Raw genomic sequence first — 20,769 nt, 5'->3', positions numbered from 1 at the left:
GGCGCGGCGACCTGTGCCCGAGGCGGTCACCGCTTTTGCAGTGATTGATCAGGCGCTGCGCAGCAAGTCTGCGTAGGCCTGCAAATGGTGGTCGTCATCGCCCAATTGATGGCCCGACATCACCAGGCGCTTGGCGTGATGGGCCAGGCTGTATTCCCAGGTCATGCCAATACCGCCGTGCAACTGGATCGCTTGCTCGGCGATCAGGCGTGCGGCGCGGACCACCACGAATTTGGCGGCGGCCAGTTGCCGGCTGCGTTCGTCGCTGTCGGCCTGATCGGCCACGCAGGCGGCGAGGATGGCCATCGAGGTGGCCAGCTCCAGTTCGCCGCGCATGTCGGCCATGCGGTGTTGCAGCACCTGGAACTTGCCAATGGGTGCGCCGAATTGCTTGCGTGTCTTGAGGTAGTCGAGGGTCAGGCGAAAGGCTTCCTGCATGCCGCCAATGGCTTCGGCGCATTGCCCGGCGATGGCGCGACCCTGCTGATAACGCAAGGCCGGCAAGGCCTCGCCGACGTTGCCGAGCAAAGCCCCACGAGCCACGAAGACATCGTCGAGGATCAGGTCGCTGGCACGCGGGCCATCGATGCAGGGGTAATCGCGACGCTGCAAACCGTCCGCTTGCGCTTCGACCAGGAACAGGCTGATGCCGTGTTCGCTGCGCGCATCACCGCCAGTACGCGCCGACACCAGGATCAACCCCGCACTGGCAGCGCCGACCACGGCGATCTTGCGTCCGGACAGACGCCAGCCACCCTCGACCGGGTGCGCCTGGGTCTGCACATCGTGCAACTGGTAGTGGCTTTGCAGCTCTTCCAGCGCCACGGCCAGTTGCAGCGAGCCCTCGGCCACTTGCGGCAGCAGGTCTGCCTGCTGGCCCGTATCGCCCAGTTGTTGCAGCAGGCCCGCCGCATGAATCTGCGACTGCAAGAACGGCTCGAGGCACAGGTTGCGACCGAGCTCGGTCATGATCAGCAGGTTGTCCACGCCGCTGCCACCAAAGCCGCCATGTTCTTGGGCAATCGGCACCGAACACAAGCCCAGTTCGGCCATCTGATTCCAGAACGCCGGGCTCATGCCGGCTTCGCTGCGGTAGTAGCCTTCGCGGGCTTCGAAGCTGTAGTGATCGCGGGCCAGTCGGGCCACGGTGTCTTGCAGCATCTGCTGCTCGGAGCTAAGTGTGAAGTCCATTGCGTACCTCCTTAAAGCTCAAGAATCATCTTGGCGATGATGTTCTTTTGAATTTCATTCGAGCCGCCGTAGATGGACAGCTTGCGCAGGTTGAAATATTGACTGGCGGGGGCGGCGCTGTAGTCGCTGTGCAGCGGACTGCCAGTGAAGTCGTCATGCAGTTCCGCTTCGACGAAAGGCAATGCCTTGACGCCCAACGCCTTGCGCAGCAAGTGGCTGATGGCCTGGCGAATTTCCGAACCCTTGATCTTCAGGATCGAGCTTTCGGCACCGGGCACACCGCCAGCCTGGGCGGCAGCGAGGATGCGCAAGGTGCTCATCTCGATGGCCAGCAGCTGAATCTCCACCTCGGCGACCTGCAATCGAAACTGCAGGTCGTCCAGCAGTGGCCGACCGTTGCGCAACTCCTGCCCGGCCACCTGTTTGAGGTGCGCCAGTGCGGCCTTGGACTGGCCGATGCCGGCCTGCCCGGTGCGCTCATGGGTCAGCAGGTACTTGGCGCAGGTCCAGCCCTGGTTCTCTTCACCCACCAGGTTCTCCACCGGCACGCGCACGTTGTCGAAGAACACTTCGTTGACTTCATGCTCGCCTTCGAGCGTGATGATCGGGCGTACGCTGATGCCGGGGGTGGTCATGTCGATCAGGAGGAAAGAAATGCCCCTCTGCTGCTGCGCCTCGCTGTCAGTACGCACCAGGCAGAAAATCATGTTGGCGTGCTGGCCCAAGGTGGTCCAGGTCTTCTGGCCGTTGACCACATAGTGGTCTCCTTCGCGCACGGCGCGGGTCTTGAGGCTGGCCAGGTCCGAGCCTGCGCCCGGCTCGGAATACCCTTGGCACCACCAGTCTTCGCCCGACAGAATCCGCGGCAGGTAATGCGCCTGCTGCGCCGGGCTGCCGAACTTCATGATCACTGGCGCAACCATGTTGACGCCGAAGGATATCAGGCGCGGTGCACCGAAGGCGGCGCACTCCTCCTCGAAAATATGTTTTTGCACCACGCCCCAACCGGTGCCACCGAAGGTCACCGGCCAATTGGCCGCGTACCAGCCGCGCCGGGCCAGGATGCGCTGCCAGCGTTGGTGGTCGTCCTTACTCAGACGCTTGCCCAGGCGAACTTTGCTGGCGATGTCTGCCGGCAGCGCGTCATGAAGAAAGGCACGCACCTCGGTACGGAACTCAAGCTCGGCAGGTGTGTAGTGGATGTCCATGCAAAGTCCTCGATCGATAGTCAGGCCAACACCAGGCTGGCCATTGATTCAGCTTTAGCGGTTCTTGGCCGCCTGGCGCCGGGCAAAGAAGTCTTCGATCAGCGTCGCGCGCTGGGGTGATGCCATGCATTCGAGAAACAGCGCGCGCTCGCGCTGCAGGCCTTCGATCAATGGCATTTGGGTCGCCGCTTCGATCGCGGCAAGGCAACGCGGCGCCGAGAATGAATCAGGTTGGGTTCGGCAGATCTCACTGCGCCGCGCGGTAAACAAAGCCGTTGCTTGGGCACAGTCAGTGGGTACCTGAACCTGACCAACGCGGCGCACGGGGGCGTGCTCGGCCAACAACTGTCGTGCCTGCCGCAGGCCTGCGACCAGAGGCTCATCATCGAACAGGGCGTCTACAAGACCCAGACCCAACGCTTGGGCCGCCTCGATCGGTTCACCCGTGATGATCATGTCCAGCGCGTTCTCCACACCCACCAGGCGTGGCAGGCGTTGAGTACCACCACCACCGGGCAACAGGCCCAGGCGGGTTTCGGGCAAGCCGAGCCGCGTGGCCAAGTGGGCAATGCGGTAGTGACAGCCCAGTGCTATCTCCAGCCCGCCGCCCAGCACTGAACCGTGCATCACCGCCAGCGAGGGCTTGTTGCCGTTCTCGATGGCCAGGGTCAGCTCCTGCAGGATCGGTGCCTGTGCAGGCTGGCCGAACTCGCGAATATCGGCTCCAGCGATAAAGGTCTTGCCCGCGCAATAGAGCATGATCAATTCGACCTGCTTGTCCTGCTCGGCCGCGACAAAGGCTTCCAGCAGTCCGGCGCGCACGGCGTGACCAAGGGCATTGACCGGGGGATGGTCGACGCGGATCAAGGCCACTCCTCCCTCGCGGGTCATTTGTACGGTTGCGGTCATCGGACAGTTCCTCTTATTGTTTTTATGCGACTTGCCAATCAATTGCGCATATCAGCGGTGGGTCCATACCGGCTTGCGCTTCTGGGCAAAGGCCTGCATGCCTTCCTTCTGGTCCTGACTGGCAAAACTGGCGTGCATCAGTCGCCGCTCGAACTGCACACCCTCGGCCAGGGTGGTTTCGAAGGCCCGGTTGACCGCTTCTTTATTGAGTTTCACCGCGAGGGCCGGGTGACCGGCGATTAGTTCGGCCACGGCCAGGGCTTCATCCAGCAGGTCGGCCAGGGGCACCACGCGGCTGATCAACCCGAGTCGCTCGGCCTCATCGACCTCCATGAAGCGCCCGGTCAGGCACAAGTCCATGGCCTTGGCCTTGCCGATGGCGCGGGCCAGCCGTTGGGTGCCACCGGCACCGGGCAACGTGCCGACCTTGACTTCGGGCTGGCCAAAACGGGCGTTGTCGGCGGCGATGATCATGTCGCACATCATCGCCAGCTCGCAGCCACCGCCCAGTGCCAGGCCGGCAACCGCTGCAATCACCGGTTTGCGGCAGCGAGTGACGGTTTCCCAGTTGGCCGTGACGAAATTCTCCAGGTACACATCAGCAAAGCCCTTGAACTGCAATTCGCTGAGGTCGGCGCCGGCCGCGAAGGCTTTGTCGTTGCCGGTAATGACGATGGTCCGAATCTGCTCATCGGCCTCGAAGGCCAGCAGTGCCTGGCCCAACTCGGTCATCAAGGCGTCATTGAGCGCGTTATAGACAGTCGGGCGATTAAGGCGGATCAGGCCAACGGCCGCACGCTGCTCGACAAGGATGTTCAGGAAAGCCATGTCACCTACCTCTTGTTATTCGGGACTGGCTTCGAATATATCCACAGAAAAATACAAAGACAATATGTTGACATATTAATTTTGAAAGCCTTATCTTCAAGTCATCGAAAGGGCAATACCAGATCGTAAGATAACAACAACGCCAACCCTTAAGAGTCGATATAAATAAATGAACACCTGGACAGGCACACCACCAGATCGTCGTTCAAATGCGCCCAGCACTGATTCATTAAATGACAATATCATTACAGACTACTGGGACTCACAGCTTGCCAAAGGCGCAGACTGCCGCGCCCTGACCGGTTACCGCGCAGGAGAGGACACTCCCACCTCCTATACCTTCGGCGAACTGGATGCAGTGGTCACCCGCATGGCTGCCGGCCTGGCTTCCCTGGGCGTGGAAAAAGGCAGCGTGGTTTCCTGTCAGTTGCCTAACTGCTGGCAAATGAGCGCGCTGTTCCTGGCCTGTGCCCGCATCGGCGCCGTGTTCAACCCGTTGATGCCGATCTTTCGTGAACGCGAGCTGCGCTTCATGCTCGGCCACGCCCGTAGTCATCTACTGGTCGTGCCACAACATTTCCGCGGCTTTGACTACGCCAGCATGACCGAAGGCTTACGCACCGACCTGCCGGAACTGCGCCATGTGCTGGTGATAGGTGGCGACGGCGACAACAGCTTTGAACAGCAGCTGCTCAACCGGGAATGGGAAAAGAATTGCGATACCCAGGCTCTGTTCGCCCAGCGCCGCCCGCATGCCGACGACATCGTCCAACTGCTGTTCACCTCCGGCACCACCGGTGAACCCAAGGGCGTGCTGCACACGTCCAGAACACTGTTGAGCAACATCATTCCTTATGCCGAACGCCTAGCGCTTGTCCACGAAGACATTATCTTCATGGCCTCGCCCATGGCTCACCAGACCGGTTTTCTCTACGGATTGCTGATGCCCGTCTACCTGGGTGCGGCAGCGGTGCTGCAGGACGTCTGGGATGTGCGCACCGCGATCAGGATCGCCGCCGCCGAGCGCCCCACCTTTACGATGGCCTCGACGCCGTTTCTCGCCGATTTGATTGAGCTTGCGCCGGACAACGGTGATGCGCTGTCGAGCCTGCGTATTTTTGTCTCGGCCGGCGCACCCATTCCGGAAAGCCTGGTGGAAAAGGCTGGGAAAAGCATCAACGCGAAAATCATCTCGGCCTGGGGCATGACCGAAACCGGCGCTTCCACCATGACGCGCCCACAGGACGAGCCCGAGCGAGCCATTTACACCGACGGCGTCGCCTTGCCCCTGATGGAGGTGCAGGTGGTCGACGATACCGGGTTTGCGCTCCCCGCCGGCAGCGAAGGCCACCTTCAGGTTCGCGGCGCCAGTCTGTTCGTGGGCTACCTCAAGCGTCCCGATCTCTACTGCGTTGATGCCCTGGGCTGGTTCGACACCGGCGATCTGGCCCGCATGGATGCCCAGGGCTATATCCGCATCACCGGACGAACCAAGGATGTGGTCATCCGCGGCGGCGAAAACATCCCGGTGGTGGAGGTGGAAAACCTGCTCTACAAGCATCCGGCCATTTTAGCGGTGGCCCTGGTTGGCTGCCCCGACGAGCGTCTTGGCGAACGTGTCTGCGCCTACGTCACCTTGCATGACGATTATACAGAGCTGGGCCTCGATGACGCGGTGACCTTCCTGCTCGAACACAACCTGTCGCGAAACTACTTGCCCGAATACCTGGAAGTGCTGCCCGCCCTGCCCCGCACGCCCTCCGGAAAGATCCAGAAATTCAAGCTGCATGAGCGGGCCGCGAGCATTCGCATCGACCCGGCCAAGCGTCGCTGATCCACACACTCGATACACGCAACTCAACTGACCTGGAGAATGCCCCTATGAAAGGCCTAAGTGGAAAAACCGTGATCATCACCGGTGGCGGCGGCGGCATCGGTCGCGCCGTGTGCCAGCGCTTCGCTGCCGAAGGTAGCCTGGTGGCCGTGCTCGATCGCGATAGCGCCGCGGCGCAAACCACCGTCGACCTGATCCGCGAAGCCGGTGGCAAAGCAGTCGCTTACGCCGCCGACATCACCGACTACGCCGTGATCACCGACACCGTCGCCACCATCGAAAAAGATCTGGGCGTGCCGACGGTACTGGTCAACAACGCCGGTTTCGACCGTTTCATGCCCTTCCTCAAAACGGAACCCAAGCAGTGGGAACAGTTGATTTCGATCAACCTGACCGGTGCCCTGAACATGCACCACGTCGTGCTGCCGAAAATGCTCGAGGCCGGTGGCGGCAAAGTCATCAACATCGCCTCCGATGCCGCCCGCGTCGGCTCCTCGGGCGAGGCCGTGTACGCGGCCTGCAAGGCGGGCCTGGTGGGCTTGAGTAAAACCCTGGCGCGGGAACTGGCGACCAAGAACATCAACGTCAATGTGGTCTGCCCCGGCCCGACCGACACTGCGCTGCTCAAGAGCGTGGCCGAAACCTCCAGCAACCCGGAAAAGCTCCTGGAAGCGTTCAAGAATGCCGTGCCGATGCGTCGCCTCGGCCAGCCCGAAGACTACCCGGGCATCATCGCCCTACTCGCCAGCGACGACGCCAACTTCATCACCGGACAAGTGATCAGCGTGTCCGGTGGACTGACGATGGCCGGCTAAGCCCGACGACCAACTACCAGGAGATATTGCAATGAACTACGAAGACATCCTCTACCAGGAACTCAACGGCGTCGCCACCATCACCATCAACCGCCCGGAGCGCTACAACGCGTTCCGCGGCCAGACCTGCATGGAGTTGCTCGACGCCTTCAACCGCGCCGGCTGGAACAAGGAAATCGGCGTCATCGTCTTCACTGGCGCAGGCGACAAGGCCTTCTGCACCGGCGGCGACCAGGGCGCCCATGAAGGCCAGTACGACGGTCGCGGCTTGATCGGCCTGCCGGTCGAAGAGTTGCAGAACCTGATCCGCGAAGTGCCCAAGCCGGTGATCGCCCGGGTCAACGGCTTTGCCATCGGCGGCGGGCACGTGCTGCACGTGGTCTGCGACCTGAGCATCGCCTCCGACAAAGCCGTGTTCGGCCAGGTCGGCCCCAAGGTCGGCTCGGTCGATCCGGGTTACGGCACGGCGTACCTGTCGCGCCTGATTGGCGAAAAACGTGCCCGCGAGATCTGGTACCTGTGCCGCAAATACAGCGCTCAGCAGGCGCTGGACTGGGGGCTGGTCAACGCCGTGGTACCCCACGAACAGCTCGATGAAGAAGTACAGAAGTGGTGCGAGGAAATTCTCGAGAAGAGCCCGACCGCGCTGTCCATCGCCAAGCGCTCGTTCAATGCCGACAGCGCCAACATCGGCGGTATCGGTGGCCTCGGCATGCAGGCCCTGAGCCTGTACTACGACACCGAGGAGTCCAAGGAAGGCGTCGCCGCCTTCAAGGAAAAGCGCAAGCCCGAGTTCCGTAAATTCTACAAATGATCCCTGCGTCGGCAGCCATCGCGCTGCCGGCACAGCACTCGAATGGCCTGGAGAGCATCATGAATTTCGCCTTCACAGAACAACAAAATGCCATCCGCGAAAGCGTTGCCCGATTCAGTGCCGACGTCCTCGCCCCCGGTTACCGCCAACGGGATCGCGATGGCCGCATCGAGCGCGAAGTCATTGCCCAGATGGGCGAAATGGGTCTGCTCGGCGGTGAACTGCCGGAAGAGTTCGGCGGCAGCGGCCTGGACTGCGTCACCGCCGGCCTGATCATCGAAGAACTGGCCCGTGGTGACTTCAACGTGGCGTACATCCCGCTGCTGACGTCGCTCAACGGCCAGATCATCGCCCAATACGCCGAATCCTCATTGGCCCGGGAATGGCTGAGCGAAATGACTGCGGGGCGCAAAGTCGCCTGCATCGCCCTGACCGAACCCAGCGGCGGATCGGATGCCGCCAGCCTGCGCCTGAAGGCCGAACTCAAGGGCGACGTCTATGTACTCAACGGCGAGAAAACTTCTATTTCCATGGCCGACCAGGCCGACGTCGCCGTGGTCTTCGCCCGCACCGGCACCGTGGAGCAACGCGCCAGCGGTATCAGCGCGTTCCTGGTGCCGATGAACCTGCCTGGCATCAGCACTACCCGCTTCGAGGATGCCGGCGAACGCGCCATCGGTCGCGGCTCGATTTTTTTCGACAATGTCCAGGTGCCGGTCAACCATCGCCTCGGTGATGAGAACAAGGGTTTCAAGCAAGTCATGCAAGGCTTCGACTACAGCCGCGCCCTGATCGGCCTGCAGTGCCTGGCCCTGGCCCAGCAATCGCTGGATGAAACCTGGCAGTGGCTGACCGAGCGCAAGGCCTTCGGCCAGGCATTATCATCCTTCCAGGGTTTGACCCACCCACTGGCAGAATTGCAGACCTACGTGCATGCTGCCCGCCTGCAGTGCTATTACGCCTTGTGGCTCAAGGATAATAAGCTGCCACACAATGCCGAAGCGGCCATGAACAAGTGGTGGGGGCCGAAACTGGCGTTCGATGTGGTCAAGCAGTGTTTGCTGGCCCATGGGCACACCGGTTACGGCGAGGACCTGCCGTTCGCCCAGCGCTTGCGCGATGTACTTGGCCTGCAAATCGGTGACGGCACCGCGCAGATCATGAAAAATATCATCGCGCGCGAGTTTGTCCCTAACTGATGCCCTGTCGGCTCCGCCAGGCCGGATGCTCATACAATCGCGCTCGCCCTGACGGAGCCAACAAGGAACATTAATGAACAATAGCGATACCCGATCCGTACCCAATACGCTGTTTTTCCGGTTGTTCCAGACCGGCAACGTGTTGCAAAGGCAAGTCCAGAAAGAGATGGGCATCAGCACGGTGCAATGGGCCGTGCTTGGCGCACTGTCACGTGAACGTTATGAAGGCGGTATCTCGTTCTTTGAACTGACCGAGTACCTGTTCGTCAGCCGCCAGAGCCTGGACGGCGTGCTCAAGCGCATGGAACGCGACAACCATGTGCTACGCGTGCCGCACCCGGATGACGGACGTGCACGCCTGGTGCAATTGACCGATACCGGCAGGGCATTCTGGGACTCACTGCAGGAGCGGATCCAGACGTTTTACCAGCAGGCGTTGAAAGGCTTCAGTTTCGACGACAGCGTCAGCCTGCTGCATTACCTCAACAAGCTACAAGGCGACATGGCAGCTATATCGCTCGGCGACGAGCAACAAGACGACGAGGCACAATAGGCAATCCCGACCTGCCTGCCCTCGCCGAAGAGTCATTGTTCATAGAACCCTAAAACAGCCCCCACCCGGGGCTGGCTGAACAACAAAAACAACTTACAGCAGGCAGGAACATCTCATCATGCGTACAGCCAATCCCGTCACCGGGCATATGGCCGGGTCGACTCGTGCCCGGTATTCCCTGAAAGTCCCATGTATCTGTGCATTATTACTCACGACACCGGCCCACGCAGACCTGGTCGCCGATAGTCACTTGAGCCTGGAAACGCGAAATTTCTACATGAATCGTGACTACCGGGACGCCGGCTTGATTGACGGCCCGCGCCATGACGGCAAGCCCCAGAGCAAGGCGGAAGACTGGGCACAAGGTTTCATTTTGCGCGGTAACTCGGGATTTACCGAGGGTACGATAGGCGTTGGCCTGGATGTGCTGGGGTTGGTCGGCATCAAGCTCGACTCGGGTGGAGGCAGCAGCGGCACCGGCGTCTTGCAGCGCAGTCAGCGGACCGGCGAGCCCGTCGATGAATACAGCTTCCTGGCACCGACCGCCAAGCTCAAAGTCGCCAAGACTCAGGTCACGCTCGGTAACCACGAACCGGTGATGCCGGTGCTGTTTCGCAATGACACGCGCCTGCTGCCACAAACCTATCAGGGTGGTCAGATCGTATCCACCGACATCCAGAACCTGAGCCTCACTGCCGGACAGTTTCGCCAGGCCCACCAGCGCGACTCGTCCGACTACGAAGACATGCGCATGGCGGCCGACGGCTCCAACGGCGGCGTGCCCACCGACCGCTTCAACTATGCCGGCGTGACCTTCGCTTTCCAGCCTGATCTCAGTGCCACGTTCTACCGCGCTGAACTGAAGGATAACTACAGCCAGAATGCCGCCAGCCTTCTGTATAAATCGGCCCTGACCGAAAGCATCAACTTGAAGACTGATGTCCGCTACTTCGGCAGCGATGACGAGGGCCAGACCAACGTCGACAACCGCTATCTGGGTGGCATGCTGACGTTGAGCAGCGGTGGTCATTCACTAGGCCTCGGTTATCAGAATCAGAGTGGCGACACCGGGCTTCCCTATCTGTTGGTCGCCGACCCCTGGGCCTTGAACAACGGCACCTACCAACCCTTCGTACGGGCCAGGGAAGACTCCTGGCAATTGCGCTACGACTATGACTTTGCACCCATGGGCATACCCGGACTGACACTGATGACGCGCTACATTCGAGGCGATGACTTCGATATTCGAGGCGTTGCCGCCAAAGAGTGGGAGCGCAATACCGACATTGCCTACGTGGTCCAGAGCGGGCCTTTACGAAACCTGAGCCTGCGCTGGCGCAACGTCACTTATCGCGGCAGCGAAACGACGGATGTCGATGAAAATCGCCTGATCGTCGCCTACACGTTCAGGTTCTGGTAACCCGAAGTCTCTACCAATTGTCCCTGAAGTGGATTCAGACGCGTGGCATCACCACAACCCAGGTCGGGATATAGCCGCGAGCACCTCCCGGTAACCATTCCCCACATTACAGGCGCACCTCTCCTGCACTCGTCAGTCAATGTCTACGCGCCATCCACAAGTTCGACAGCGCAAACAGTGTCACCAGTTGCGCCGTGTTCTTCGTCAGGCCGCGCAAGCGCGTCTTCACATAACCGAACTGGCGCTTGATCACCCGGAACAATGGGATGGACTCCTCCTCACCTCGGCATCTTGAGTGCCAGACTGAAGGTGCGAACCACAGTCAAATGCGAGAAGGAGTCCACACATGAAGCTTATGCGCATTGGGGTCGACCTGGCCAAGAACGTATTTCAGATCCACGGCGTGGATTGCCATGACCAGCCAATCTGGCGGCAGCGTCTGCCTCGTGATCGCTGGCTTCAAACGGTGCTGGAGAAGATCGAGCCCGGCTGTGAGATTGGCATGGAAAGTTGCGGCGGTGCGCACCATTGGGCACGACAGCTCCAGGCATGCGGATTTCGCGTGAAGCTGATCGCGCCGCAGTTCGTCAAACCGTACGTCAAGAGCAACAAGAACGACGCCAACGATGCCGAGGCCATCTGTGAAGCGATGAGCCGCCCCAGCATGCGCTTCGTCGCCATCAAGACCGTCGAGCAACAGGATATCCAGGCGACGCATCGCATCCGGGCCGGCTTAATTGAACAGCGGACGGCCAAAGCCAATCAGATTCGTGGGCTGGTCGCCGAGTACGGCCTCATCGCCCCGAAAGAATTACTCATGCTACGTCGTGCGATACCGTGCTGGCTGGAAGATCCGGATAACGGTTTGACGGTACGCTTTCGCCGTTTGCTGGATGGCTTGTGGGGCGATCTTCGCGGGCTGGATGAGCGCGTGAACGAACTCGACAGCGAGATTACTGCCATTGCGACAAGCGAACCGGCCGCCCTCCGTCTACAACAGCTACGCGGCGTCGGCCCGATGATCGCCACCGCACTCGTCGTCGCCCTCGGTGATCCTCGACAGTTTGCCAACGGCCGACAGTTCGCCGCCTCACTGGGATTGACGCCGAGGCAACACAGCTCCGGCGGCAAGGATCGACTGCTTGGCATCAGCAAGCGCGGCGATGCGTATCTGCGAACACTGATAGTCCATGGTGCCCGCTCGGCGTTGCGTACGGCGAAACCCAAAGACGACCGACTCAGCCAGTGGGTCGTCCGTTTAGCCGAGCGCTCACATCCCAATGTGGCCGCTGTCGCGCTGGCCAATAAAACGGCACGCATGGCCTGGGCAATGCTGCGTCATGATTCTGATTACCAACCGGATCGGGCGGCAACCTGATCTATTCACCCGAGGTACCCTACGAGAGAACCATCCCTTAACCACGATTGCGACGCAACCCGAACGATGGCAAACCGGTCGAACCAGCGTTGGTAAAACCCTCAAGCATCCAGGTGCGAAAAGCACGGCGGAACGATTGGGAACCAACGCGCGAATAGCCCATCATGGCCCAGCATCGATCTGATGCCACAGTCAGAGGCCGAATATACGTGTGCAGTCGGCACGGGCGCCAGAGCGAAGGGGGGCTTGCAAAGAGGAGGAGTCCATATACGGGTGCTCGACCTTGGCGCGCACCTGCGCCTTGGCCTTTTCGATCTTGCGCTTGGCTTTGTACAGGGCGCTACGCTTACCCAGCTTCTTGTAAGTGCTGCGGCGTGCCGCGATCTGCCAGATCACCTCGCGCCCATCATGCTCAGTACGTTTCTCGATGCCGGTATAACCGGCATCGGCGCAGACCACGTTCTCCGCGCCGTGCAGCAGTTTGTCGACCTGAGTGACATCTGCCACGTTGGCCGCCGTGCCCACCACGCTGTGCACCAAACCCGACTCGTCATCCACGCCGATGTGGGCCTTCATGCCGAAGTGGTGAGTCGACCGCAGGAACTGCCCCCACAGCCGCTCGCAGAACCGTACGTGACACTCTCGCGTCATACGGCTCCCGTTATCCAACCTTGTTGCCCAGCCACTCGCCAGTGATGGAATAGCCGGGGTGCCACCATCCGCATCTTTTCCACCCATCGGCTACCACGCCGCTTCCGCCTGTGGAGGGCCTTGTACTTTCGTCGGGCCCAGCGTTCAAGTGCGCGGTCAATGTGTTGGAAGATGCCAAGCATGGACGTCCGATAAAACGAGCCATAGTAGTGCCACCACCCCTGTATCACCGGATTGTATAGCCGAGCCACATTGGCCAGCGTCACGTGGGTTTGACTATTGAGTCGCCACCTGCGCACCGTTTGCCGCATCCGCTTCAAGGCACCCTCGCTCGCTCCCGGAAGGAAGCTCGTGAAAAGTCTGCCGTCTTTGCTGAGTGCCTTCCTCGGCCTGAACATAAATCCCAGGAAGGTGAAGCTCACATGCAGATGCTGTTCGGTACGGTTGCTGTCCTTGCAATACACGATCTTCGATTTCTCAGGATGCATCGTCAGCCCGCAGTCCGCCAGCCGTGACGCGATGGTTCGCATCATATATTCCGCCTGCTTCCGACTACGGCAGTGAACCACCGCATCGTCTGCATACCGGGCGAACGGACAGTTCGCGCTGGTGCGTTGCATCCACATGTCGAAGGCGTAGTGCATGAACAGATTCATCAGGATTGGACTGACTACTCCTCCCTGCGGAGTGCCGCGGTCGCGTGGAACGCGAACGCCGTCCTTCGTTTCGAACGGTGCGACCAGCCACCGCTCAATGTACAGAAGAACCCAGTCTTCCTTGATGTGGGCGCGTACCGCTTTCATCAGCAGCCCATGATCAATCTGATCGAAAGCCGCCTTGATATCAAACTCCACGACCCAGTCATATCGCCAGCAGCGTTCACGAGTGATTGCCACGGCCTGCTTCGCCGACCGTCCAGGCCGATACCCATAAGAGTCCGGATGGAAGATCAAGTCCAGCTCTGGCTCAATGAGAAGTTTGACTACGGTTTGCGCAACACGGTCAGAGACCGTGGGCACCCCCAGCTTGCGCATGCCTCCCGACGCTTTGGGAATCTCCACCTGCTTCACCGGCGGCGGGAAGTATGATCCCGACGACATCCGGTTCCACAGCTTGTAAAGATTCTTCGACAGGCCCTGCTCGAAGTCGGCAATGGTTTCATCGTCGACGCCAGCAGCACCACGGTTAGCTTTAACCTGCTGGTATGCCTCCCATACCGTGCGCTTCGCTATGCCATAAGGTTTCGCCGATATCATGCTGCTCATCCCCGGAGGTTGACAGCATTCGTCGGCAGGATAACGCCGCCCCTTCGCTCCACCGCCATTACAGAGGCTTCATCACTACTACGGGAGGCTCCGCCCCTCGCTCCAGCATCGGTATTCTTCCTCATGGTGTTGGCCATTTGTCATTTTCCTTCGCATCTGGAACAAGGTTCTCACGTTCCATACCAAAGCCTATATGGAGATCATGCCGCCTATACACCGGCTGCCATCGGGTCCGTAAGCAGGTAACGCCCCGACTCGTCCTGAAGCCAATACTCAACCTCAGTTTCGACAGCACCTTGGGCATAACGATGCGTCATCGGACGGTTTGCTTTCGCTCATCTTCTCCATACTCACCTGCCACCCTCAGGGGTGACTTTTCCTCGGTCGCTCACCACCACGCCTTTTGGGCGCAGCAGCACCAGGTGGTTTGAAGTCCGCTCCTGCAAGCCGACTTCGGAAGGCCTACTTCCATCTTCGGTACAGCATCACAGGTCAACTGACCTGTGTTCGTGACACACAATACTGGTTGCCCTTCTTGGTTTGATGCATGTCCGGGTCGCGCTTACCGTCTTTGTTCTTGGTCGAGCTTGGCGCATTGATCAGCGTGGCATCCACGATGGTGCCTTGGCGCAGCGACAGACCTCGGTCGCCCAGATAGCCATTGATCACGGCCAGAATTCCGGCGGCTAGTTCGTGCTTCTCCAGCAAACGACGGAAGTTGAGGATGGTGGTTTCATCAGGGATGCGCTCCAGGCTCAGCCCAGCAAACTGTCGCAGAATAGTGGTCTCGTACAGCGCCTCCTCCATCGCTGGATCGCTGTAGCCGAACCAGTTTTGCATCAGATGGATACGCAGCATCGCCATCAGCGGATAGGCCGGACGACCACCATTCCCCTTCGGGTAATGCGGCTCGATCAGGGCAATCAAACCCTTCCACGGCACCACCTGATCCATCTCGATCAGGAACAACTCTTTGCGGGTCTGCTTGCGCTTACCGGCGTACTCGGCATCGGCGAAGGTCATTTGCTTCATCGGAAAACTCGGCGGGTGGAGTCCCGGCATTTTGCCAAAATCAGGAAGTCTTCTTCAGGATTTCCCTAGATATTCTGGTCAACAACGCAGGGGGGCTGGCTGTCGCTCCACTGGAAGACTTCAAACTCGAAGACTTCGACAAAACCCTGGCGATCAATGTACGCAGCGTGTTCATCGCGACTCAAGAAGCTCATCAACATCGGCAGCACCAACGCCGACCGCATGCCCTTCGCCGGTGGCGGCCCTTACGCCATGAGCAAGGCAGCGCTGGTCGGCCTGACCAAAGGCCTGTCCCGCGACCTGGGCCCCCGCGGTATCACCATCAATAACGTGCAGCCTGGCCCGGTCGATGCCGACATGAACCCGGCCCATGGCGACTTCGCCGAAAGCCTGATCCCGCTGATGGCCGTTGGTCGTTATGGCACCGCCTCCGAGATTGCCAGTTTCGTCGCCTACCTGGTCGGCCCGGCAGCCGGCTACATCACTGGGGCCAGCCTGAGCATCGACGGTGGCTTTGGCGCCTGATTCAGCGTTTTTGCGGCGTAATAACAAAACGCCGGGCAACCCTTGATCAGGTTGCCCGGCGTTTTGTCGTTCAGCGCTTGCGTTATGCGTGCTCGAGTGCCGGCAAGCCATACGCGTGCGGCTGGAAGGCTTTTAACGTACGAAGAATGCTGTCGGCATGCGCATACTTTTCGTCAGCCATGGCCGCATCCGGCACAGCAATCGCGGTCATCCCCGCAGCTTTTGCTGCTGTGACGCCAAACGGCGAGTCTTCAAACACCAGGCAATCCTGTGGCGCTACACCCAAACGTCGCGCAGCAGTGAGGAAGATATCCGGGGCTGGTTTCGCCGCACCTACCTCAGGGTCATCAGCAGTCACGATGGTGTCGAACAACGCAAACCAATCGCCATGCAATGTGGTTTTCTGCCCGAAGGACTGACTCGAAGAACTCGTGCCCACGGCAATCGGAATGTTGTTCGCTTTCAGATGCTGAACCAGCTCCTGCGCGCCCGGCATCGCGAGCGCACGCGGAAATCGTTCGCGCATCAACGGCTCGCGGATCAGCAGAAACTCTTCGGCGCTGATCGGCAGGTCCAGCGCCTCGACGACATAACGCGCCAAATCGCCAGCACCGCGGCCGATGATGTTCTGCTTGATGTGCCAGTCGAAGGTTCGGCCGTAGCGTTCGGCAATGATTTGCGTGACCTCGGTGTAGATACCCTCGGTATCGAGCAGCAAACCATCCATATCGAAAATCACGGCCTTGATCGGGCCGAAGTCGAGCGGTGCATTCATCGCATCTGATCCGTTATCAACACAACATTCCGGGAGGCGGCTCAGGTACGGCCAGTGCCTTGATCGATCGAAAAAGGATCGATCAAAGGGCTCAGCAGCATAACGAGCGCGGTTCACATGCGGCAACTGTTTGCCGCCCCTCCCCCTCAGATCACAGCCTAGGGTGTGTAGTGAGCGCAAGGAAAGCGCCGCACGGTTACTTATAGAAATATAAGAAAATAATTGCATAACTTATGGAAGACTTATTAAGATCTCATGAACGAAATCTACTGGACCCGCAAAGCCGTAAAGCAACTGCTCAGGGTACACACGGAGCACCGGGCGCAAATCCGCGATGCCGTAACGCAGCTGGAGCGCATGCCCGACGCAATCAATGTCAAGGCGCTAGCCCTGCACAATTGCGGGTATCGCCTGAGAGTCGGTAGCTACCGGGTTCTGTTTGACTGGGACGGCTCGGTCCAGGTAGTCAGCATTCAAGAGGTCAAAAAACGTGACGAACGCACCTACTGACATACAAATCATCAACGGCCCGGACGGTGAACCGGCCTTTGTGGTCATCCCCTACCAGCAATATGTCGCTCAACACGGCGGCACCGAGCTGATTCCTCATCAGGTGGTCAGCCGTATTGTCGACGGCGCCACCCCAATCCGCGCCTGGCGCGAACACTTGAACCTGACACAGGAAGAAGTGGCAAAGCGGATGGGGATTTCACAACCTGCGTTCGCCCAGCAGGAGGCGGTGAACAAGCCGCGCCGCGCCACTCGGGAAAAGATCGCCATGGCGTTCGGGATCAGGGCTGATCAGCTGGAGTTGTGAAGTCCGGGTCATTGCCGGTTCTGGATTCAGGTAACGCACTAGCATGGGGTGTCAGGGGTCAAGTAACCCAAATCGAAAAAGCCCGGCAATTAGCCGGGCTTTTTCAAATCGTATCGCTGGGATCAGTGCGCTTACTTGCCCATGAGCGCGCCGCCGGCTGCGCCACCAAGGCCAGCACCAATGGCGGAACCGGTCTTGCCGCCCAGCGAGTTGCCGATGACCGAACCACCCGCCGCGCCTACACCACCGCCGATTGCAGCTTTGGCTCGGTGACCTTTGCGCGCGCCGGCAGCACTGCCTGCCGCGCCTGCAACGCCTGCACCGATCGCCGCGCCGGTGCTGCCACCGAGCTTCTGACCGACCACATTACCCAGCGCACCACCCAGGCCGCCGCCGAGCGCTGCGCTGCCATCACCGGCCATTGCGCCTTGAGCGACCAGAAGACCCAGAACCAGAGCAGGCAAAGTTAAACGCATGACATAAACCTCAAAAAGGGTACTGATTAGTAAAAAACCGGATGCTTAAAAAGGCCGTCGATTCAGTCAAAGAACCGGCCCAACCCTCATGAGCTCGAGGGTTGGACAGTTTATACGCAAAGAGTTTTATTGCAGGCAAAAAAAAGCCCGCTGGGGAGACGGGCTAATGGAATTGCTTTTTAACGGATGAGTTGAGCCTACGGATATTCTTGTGAAAGAAGCGTGAAGGAAACGCCCGAAAAACGATTATGTTGATACCGCGCATGACACGTCGCAAGCCTCCACTCCCCCTGCGCCACGCTGCATGCTCATACACCACTCACAAAAATCTATGGTCAATGGCGGGGTCTGCCTACTTTTCGATTACTTGCGTACAGGCACGGAGACCTTGGGCATGAACGGCTTTGCGGTGGTTTTTGTCACCGCTGGCAGCCTGGCCTGGCCCGGTTTGGTCGGTGTTTCACCAAACCCCGCCACATAATCCGTCTGGCCACATTGCACACAATTGTTGACCGGGTACTCAGCACCATCATCTTCAATGTAAGGAATGCTCATCTATCAGTCCCTCCAGACAGATCGATACCGGCAAGCAACTGATTGCCTAAAAAAATACCGACCTTCAAGGCGTTTGAGACTAGCCGGTCATTCACTGACCCATGATTCAAATGCGCAACGCCCGACGAACGGCCAAGAAAAGCCCCTGACCTCATCGACCCGCTTCTGACAGATAAAACATCAATCGGCTTTACTTGCCAGGGAGGGTTGCGACCCAGGTTCATCCGATGGTTTTGGTGTTAAGCGCACAGGAGGTTGTATGACGGTATTTTTACTGCTGTACCTATGCACTGACGCCTCCCGCACTGACTGCCAAGTGATACCCGTCGAACACTGGGTACACGCTGACGCTTACAAACAATGCCTCGCAGCAGCCAAAAAGCTGACAGTAGATCTCACGGCCAAGAATCGTAAGAGCAATTACTTTGTCTGCGAAACTCAAGTCAGTCAGTGACCGTCAATGGAGACGCCTGTTAGCACTCACGCATCAGGAATAAGTCGCCAAGCCGTCTCGACGGATGCACCCCATGCCTACCAACGCCGCTTCGACGGCCTCATCCAGTGGCGTATGCGGTTCGCGCCCCAGCACCTCGATCAATCGCGCATTGTCCATCTGCACCGGAGTGCGCCACAAATAACGCATTTCCAGCGTTTCACGGAAGGTCACAACAAAGGGCGAAGCCACTGTCAGCAACCACCACGGGAACGCCGTCACACGCGGCTCCATGCCCGTGTGCCGATAAACAACACGCTGGATAGCACGGCCCATCCGGATACCGTCGGTGTCCAGATGACCGGCCATATGAAAGCTTTCGAAAGCGTGGAGTGTGGTGCGGCGCTCCAGCAACTCGACCATGGTTCGCGCAACGTCAGGCAGATAGGCCCACTGATGAGCAACACCCCGCTCACCTGGATAACTCACTGCTTTGACGGGCCTCCCCGGCTTGATCAAGCCCAGGGAAAACCAGTTGTTACCGGCTCGCGGCCCGAAAAAATCCCCAGCGCGAACGATCAGCGCACGAGCGCCGTTGTCAGCAGCCTTGCGCAAGCGCTGCTCCATCTCCACCCGAATAGCACCTTTTCGGGTACGCGGCTGCTGTGGTGAATCTTCATGCAATACCGGAAAAGCATCAGGGCCGAAGTTATAAACCGTGCCGGGCAGCACGATGGTTGCCCCCTCGACCACGGCCGCAGCGATGGTGTTGTCGAGCATCGGCAACACCAGCTCCGACCATCGACGATAGCCCGGCGGATTGACCGCATGCACAATCACCGAACACCCTTTCGCTGCCTCGATAACCTCCTGCCGATTCAATGCATCGCCGCGCAACCACGTGATATCCGCTTGTTGATTGACGGCCTTTTCGAGGTGACGTGTCAGCGCGCACACCTCCCAACCGGCGTCTTTCAATTGACGCGCCACCTCCCCGCCAATCCCGCCCGTCGCTCCCAGTACCAGCACTTTATTGCTGCTCATGCCCGACACCTCAAGGTTATAGAGGGCTTGATCCTGAGCGAATGGAGGCTATAGATAAATTGCAGAAGATCAGCGTGACGCTATACATTTATGCATGGCATCAAATATTGCTTGGGAGCTCTATCGATCCTTCCTGGGTGTACTCAACGAAGGATCGCTGTCGGGCGCGGCGCGCTTGCTCGGCATCACACAGCCAACGGTCGGCCGGCACATCGCTGCGCTCGAAAAAGCGCTGGGTGTTGTTTTGTTTACGCGATCACAAACAGGGCTGATGCCCACCGAAGTGGCACTGACCCTGCGCGCCCACGCACAAACCATGGAAAATACAGCGGCCTCGATTGAGCGAGCCGCCTCAAGTCAGGGCGCGGCTGTACACGGGATTGTCCGTATTTCAGCCAGCGACGTGATTGGCGTCGAAGTGTTGCCGCCCATCATCACCCGGCTTCGCCAGCAACACCCGGCGTTGAAAGTTGAACTCGTGCTGACTAATCGCGTGGTCGATCTCTTGCAGCTCGAAGCCGACATCGCCGTGCGAATGATGCGCCCCCGGCAAGAGCAACTCGTGGCGCGGCGGATCGGTCAGATCGAACTCGGGCTGCATGCGCACGCCGAGTATTTGAGCCAACATGGCATGCCGCGCGACCTCAACGAACTGGCCGGCCATTCGATCATCGGCTACGACCAGCCGAACGCCTTTATCCGCAGCATCAGCAAGTCCATCAAAGGCATTGACCGCCAGCTCTTCTCACTGAGCAGCGACAGCGATCTGGCGCAGTTAGCATTGATACGCGCGGGGGCCGGTATCGGGTTTTGCCAGGTTCCGCTGGCCAAGCACGATGCAGCATTGCAACGCGTGCTGTCGACGTCGTTTTCGCTGGGACTGGAAACCTGGGTCACCATGCACGAGGACTTGCGCAATAGCCCGCGATGCCGCGCGGCCTTCGACGCGTTGGTGGAAGGGTTGCAGCAATATGCAAATCCGGATGGCAGGATGATTGAAATAGCGCCTTCGGCATCCACTCCAGTTACAATTTGATACCCATTCCC

The 20,769-nt window shown here is 59.4% G+C and carries 19 protein-coding genes and 4 pseudogenes; 11 read left to right on the top strand and 12 right to left on the bottom strand.

Features of this window, described 5'->3' with window-relative positions; translation table 11 throughout:
* Nucleotides 1-48: 48 nt before the first annotated feature.
* The 4 genes from HK44_RS03860 to HK44_RS03845 are packed head-to-tail and all read right to left on the bottom strand — an operon-like array spanning nt 49 to nt 4,136.
* Nucleotides 49-1,191, bottom strand: a complete 1,143-nt coding sequence (locus HK44_RS03860; protein ID WP_019689447.1) for an acyl-CoA dehydrogenase family protein — start codon at nt 1,189-1,191, stop codon at nt 49-51.
* 11 nt (nt 1,192-1,202) lie between these two features.
* Nucleotides 1,203-2,399 carry an acyl-CoA dehydrogenase family protein gene (locus HK44_RS03855; RefSeq protein WP_019689446.1) on the bottom strand — a complete coding sequence of 399 codons (1,197 nt, stop codon included), beginning with the start codon at nt 2,397-2,399 and terminating at the stop codon, nt 1,203-1,205.
* A gap of 54 nt (nt 2,400-2,453) precedes the next feature.
* Nucleotides 2,454-3,308 carry an enoyl-CoA hydratase/isomerase family protein gene (locus HK44_RS03850; protein WP_019689445.1) on the bottom strand — a complete coding sequence of 285 codons (855 nt, stop codon included), beginning with the start codon at nt 3,306-3,308 and terminating at the stop codon, nt 2,454-2,456.
* Between the two features lie 51 nt (nt 3,309-3,359).
* Complete coding sequence (locus HK44_RS03845; RefSeq protein WP_019689444.1) at nt 3,360-4,136, bottom strand: enoyl-CoA hydratase; 777 nt, start codon at nt 4,134-4,136, stop codon at nt 3,360-3,362.
* 169 nt (nt 4,137-4,305) lie between these two features.
* Here HK44_RS03845 and HK44_RS03840 point away from each other — a divergent pair, with 169 nt between their 5' ends.
* The 6 genes from HK44_RS03840 to HK44_RS03815 all read left to right on the top strand — a co-directional run bounded on the left by HK44_RS03840 (nt 4,306) and on the right by HK44_RS03815 (nt 10,771).
* Nucleotides 4,306-5,970, top strand: a complete 1,665-nt coding sequence (locus HK44_RS03840) for an AMP-binding protein (RefSeq protein WP_019689443.1) — start codon at nt 4,306-4,308, stop codon at nt 5,968-5,970.
* 47 nt (nt 5,971-6,017) lie between these two features.
* Entirely contained in the window at nt 6,018-6,785 is a 768-nt protein-coding gene (locus tag HK44_RS03835; RefSeq protein WP_019689442.1) for an SDR family NAD(P)-dependent oxidoreductase, read from the top strand.
* Between the two features lie 31 nt (nt 6,786-6,816).
* On the top strand, nt 6,817-7,599 hold the full coding sequence (locus HK44_RS03830) for an enoyl-CoA hydratase-related protein (protein ID WP_019689441.1): 783 nt from the start codon (nt 6,817-6,819) through the stop codon (nt 7,597-7,599).
* Between the two features lie 59 nt (nt 7,600-7,658).
* Nucleotides 7,659-8,798: a cyclohexanecarboxyl-CoA dehydrogenase gene (gene aliB, locus HK44_RS03825; RefSeq protein WP_024264735.1), complete on the top strand. Its 1,140-nt coding sequence runs from the start codon at nt 7,659-7,661 to the stop codon at nt 8,796-8,798.
* A 73-nt stretch (nt 8,799-8,871) separates the two neighbouring features.
* Entirely contained in the window at nt 8,872-9,351 is a 480-nt protein-coding gene (locus HK44_RS03820; protein WP_019689439.1) for a MarR family winged helix-turn-helix transcriptional regulator, read from the top strand.
* A 118-nt stretch (nt 9,352-9,469) separates the two neighbouring features.
* Nucleotides 9,470-10,771 carry an OprD family porin gene (locus HK44_RS03815; protein WP_052014716.1) on the top strand — a complete coding sequence of 434 codons (1,302 nt, stop codon included), beginning with the start codon at nt 9,470-9,472 and terminating at the stop codon, nt 10,769-10,771.
* Between the two features lie 136 nt (nt 10,772-10,907).
* On the opposite strand, the pseudogene HK44_RS03810 reads toward HK44_RS03815, so the two are convergent.
* A pseudogene (locus HK44_RS03810) lies at nt 10,908-11,030 on the bottom strand (IS5/IS1182 family transposase); the annotation flags it as partial.
* Between the two features lie 87 nt (nt 11,031-11,117).
* Between HK44_RS03810 and HK44_RS03805 the strand changes: the two are divergent.
* Complete coding sequence (locus HK44_RS03805; RefSeq protein ID WP_024264711.1) at nt 11,118-12,149, top strand: IS110 family transposase; 1,032 nt, start codon at nt 11,118-11,120, stop codon at nt 12,147-12,149.
* Between the two features lie 267 nt (nt 12,150-12,416).
* On the opposite strand, the pseudogene HK44_RS03800 reads toward HK44_RS03805, so the two are convergent.
* The 3 genes and pseudogenes from HK44_RS03800 to HK44_RS03790 form a co-directional block, all read right to left on the bottom strand.
* Nucleotides 12,417-12,737: pseudogene (locus tag HK44_RS03800) on the bottom strand (transposase); the annotation flags it as partial.
* Nucleotides 12,738-12,796: 59 nt separating this feature from the next.
* The gene (ltrA, locus tag HK44_RS03795; protein WP_031319308.1) at nt 12,797-14,065 is read right to left on the bottom strand and encodes a group II intron reverse transcriptase/maturase; all 1,269 of its coding nucleotides are present in this window, start codon (nt 14,063-14,065) and stop codon (nt 12,797-12,799) included.
* Nucleotides 14,066-14,584: 519 nt separating this feature from the next.
* Nucleotides 14,585-15,097: pseudogene (locus tag HK44_RS03790) on the bottom strand (IS5 family transposase); the annotation flags it as partial.
* 65 nt (nt 15,098-15,162) lie between these two features.
* Here HK44_RS03790 and HK44_RS03785 point away from each other — a divergent pair.
* Nucleotides 15,163-15,622: pseudogene (locus HK44_RS03785) on the top strand (SDR family oxidoreductase); the annotation flags it as partial.
* Between the two features lie 82 nt (nt 15,623-15,704).
* On the opposite strand, the gene HK44_RS03780 reads toward HK44_RS03785, so the two are convergent.
* On the bottom strand, nt 15,705-16,397 hold the full coding sequence (locus HK44_RS03780; RefSeq protein WP_019689431.1) for an HAD-IA family hydrolase: 693 nt from the start codon (nt 16,395-16,397) through the stop codon (nt 15,705-15,707).
* Between the two features lie 255 nt (nt 16,398-16,652).
* Between HK44_RS03780 and HK44_RS03775 the strand changes: the two genes are divergently transcribed.
* On the top strand, nt 16,653-16,907 hold the full coding sequence (locus HK44_RS03775) for a type II toxin-antitoxin system RelE family toxin (protein WP_019689430.1): 255 nt from the start codon (nt 16,653-16,655) through the stop codon (nt 16,905-16,907).
* Nucleotides 16,888-17,214: a helix-turn-helix domain-containing protein gene (locus tag HK44_RS03770; RefSeq protein ID WP_019689429.1), complete on the top strand. Its 327-nt coding sequence runs from the start codon at nt 16,888-16,890 to the stop codon at nt 17,212-17,214. Before HK44_RS03775 ends, HK44_RS03770 begins: the two co-directional genes overlap by 20 nt.
* A 131-nt stretch (nt 17,215-17,345) precedes the next feature.
* On the opposite strand, the gene HK44_RS03765 is transcribed toward HK44_RS03770, so the two are convergent.
* From HK44_RS03765 to HK44_RS03755, 3 genes are all read right to left on the bottom strand, one after another.
* On the bottom strand, nt 17,346-17,690 hold the full coding sequence (locus tag HK44_RS03765; RefSeq protein ID WP_019689428.1) for a hypothetical protein: 345 nt from the start codon (nt 17,688-17,690) through the stop codon (nt 17,346-17,348).
* A gap of 363 nt (nt 17,691-18,053) precedes the next feature.
* Nucleotides 18,054-18,245 (bottom strand): hypothetical protein, encoded by a 192-nt coding sequence (locus HK44_RS03760; protein ID WP_019689427.1) that lies wholly within the window; start codon nt 18,243-18,245, stop codon nt 18,054-18,056.
* Nucleotides 18,246-18,732: 487 nt separating this feature from the next.
* On the bottom strand, nt 18,733-19,722 hold the full coding sequence (locus HK44_RS03755; protein ID WP_019689425.1) for an NAD-dependent epimerase/dehydratase family protein: 990 nt from the start codon (nt 19,720-19,722) through the stop codon (nt 18,733-18,735).
* Nucleotides 19,723-19,816: 94 nt separating this feature from the next.
* Here HK44_RS03755 and HK44_RS03750 point away from each other — a divergent pair, with 94 nt between their 5' ends.
* A complete protein-coding gene (locus HK44_RS03750) occupies nt 19,817-20,758 on the top strand; it encodes a LysR family transcriptional regulator (RefSeq protein ID WP_019689424.1) in 942 nt (313 codons plus the stop codon).
* The last annotated feature ends 11 nt before the right edge of the window (nt 20,759-20,769 follow it).

Origin of the sequence: Pseudomonas fluorescens HK44 (assembly GCF_000217955.3) — a bacterium.
In the GTDB taxonomy this organism is placed as follows: domain Bacteria; phylum Pseudomonadota; class Gammaproteobacteria; order Pseudomonadales; family Pseudomonadaceae; genus Aquipseudomonas; species Aquipseudomonas fluorescens_AQ.
Note: the sequence above shows the minus strand (reverse complement) of the source record. Positions and strands in the feature narration are given on the sequence as shown.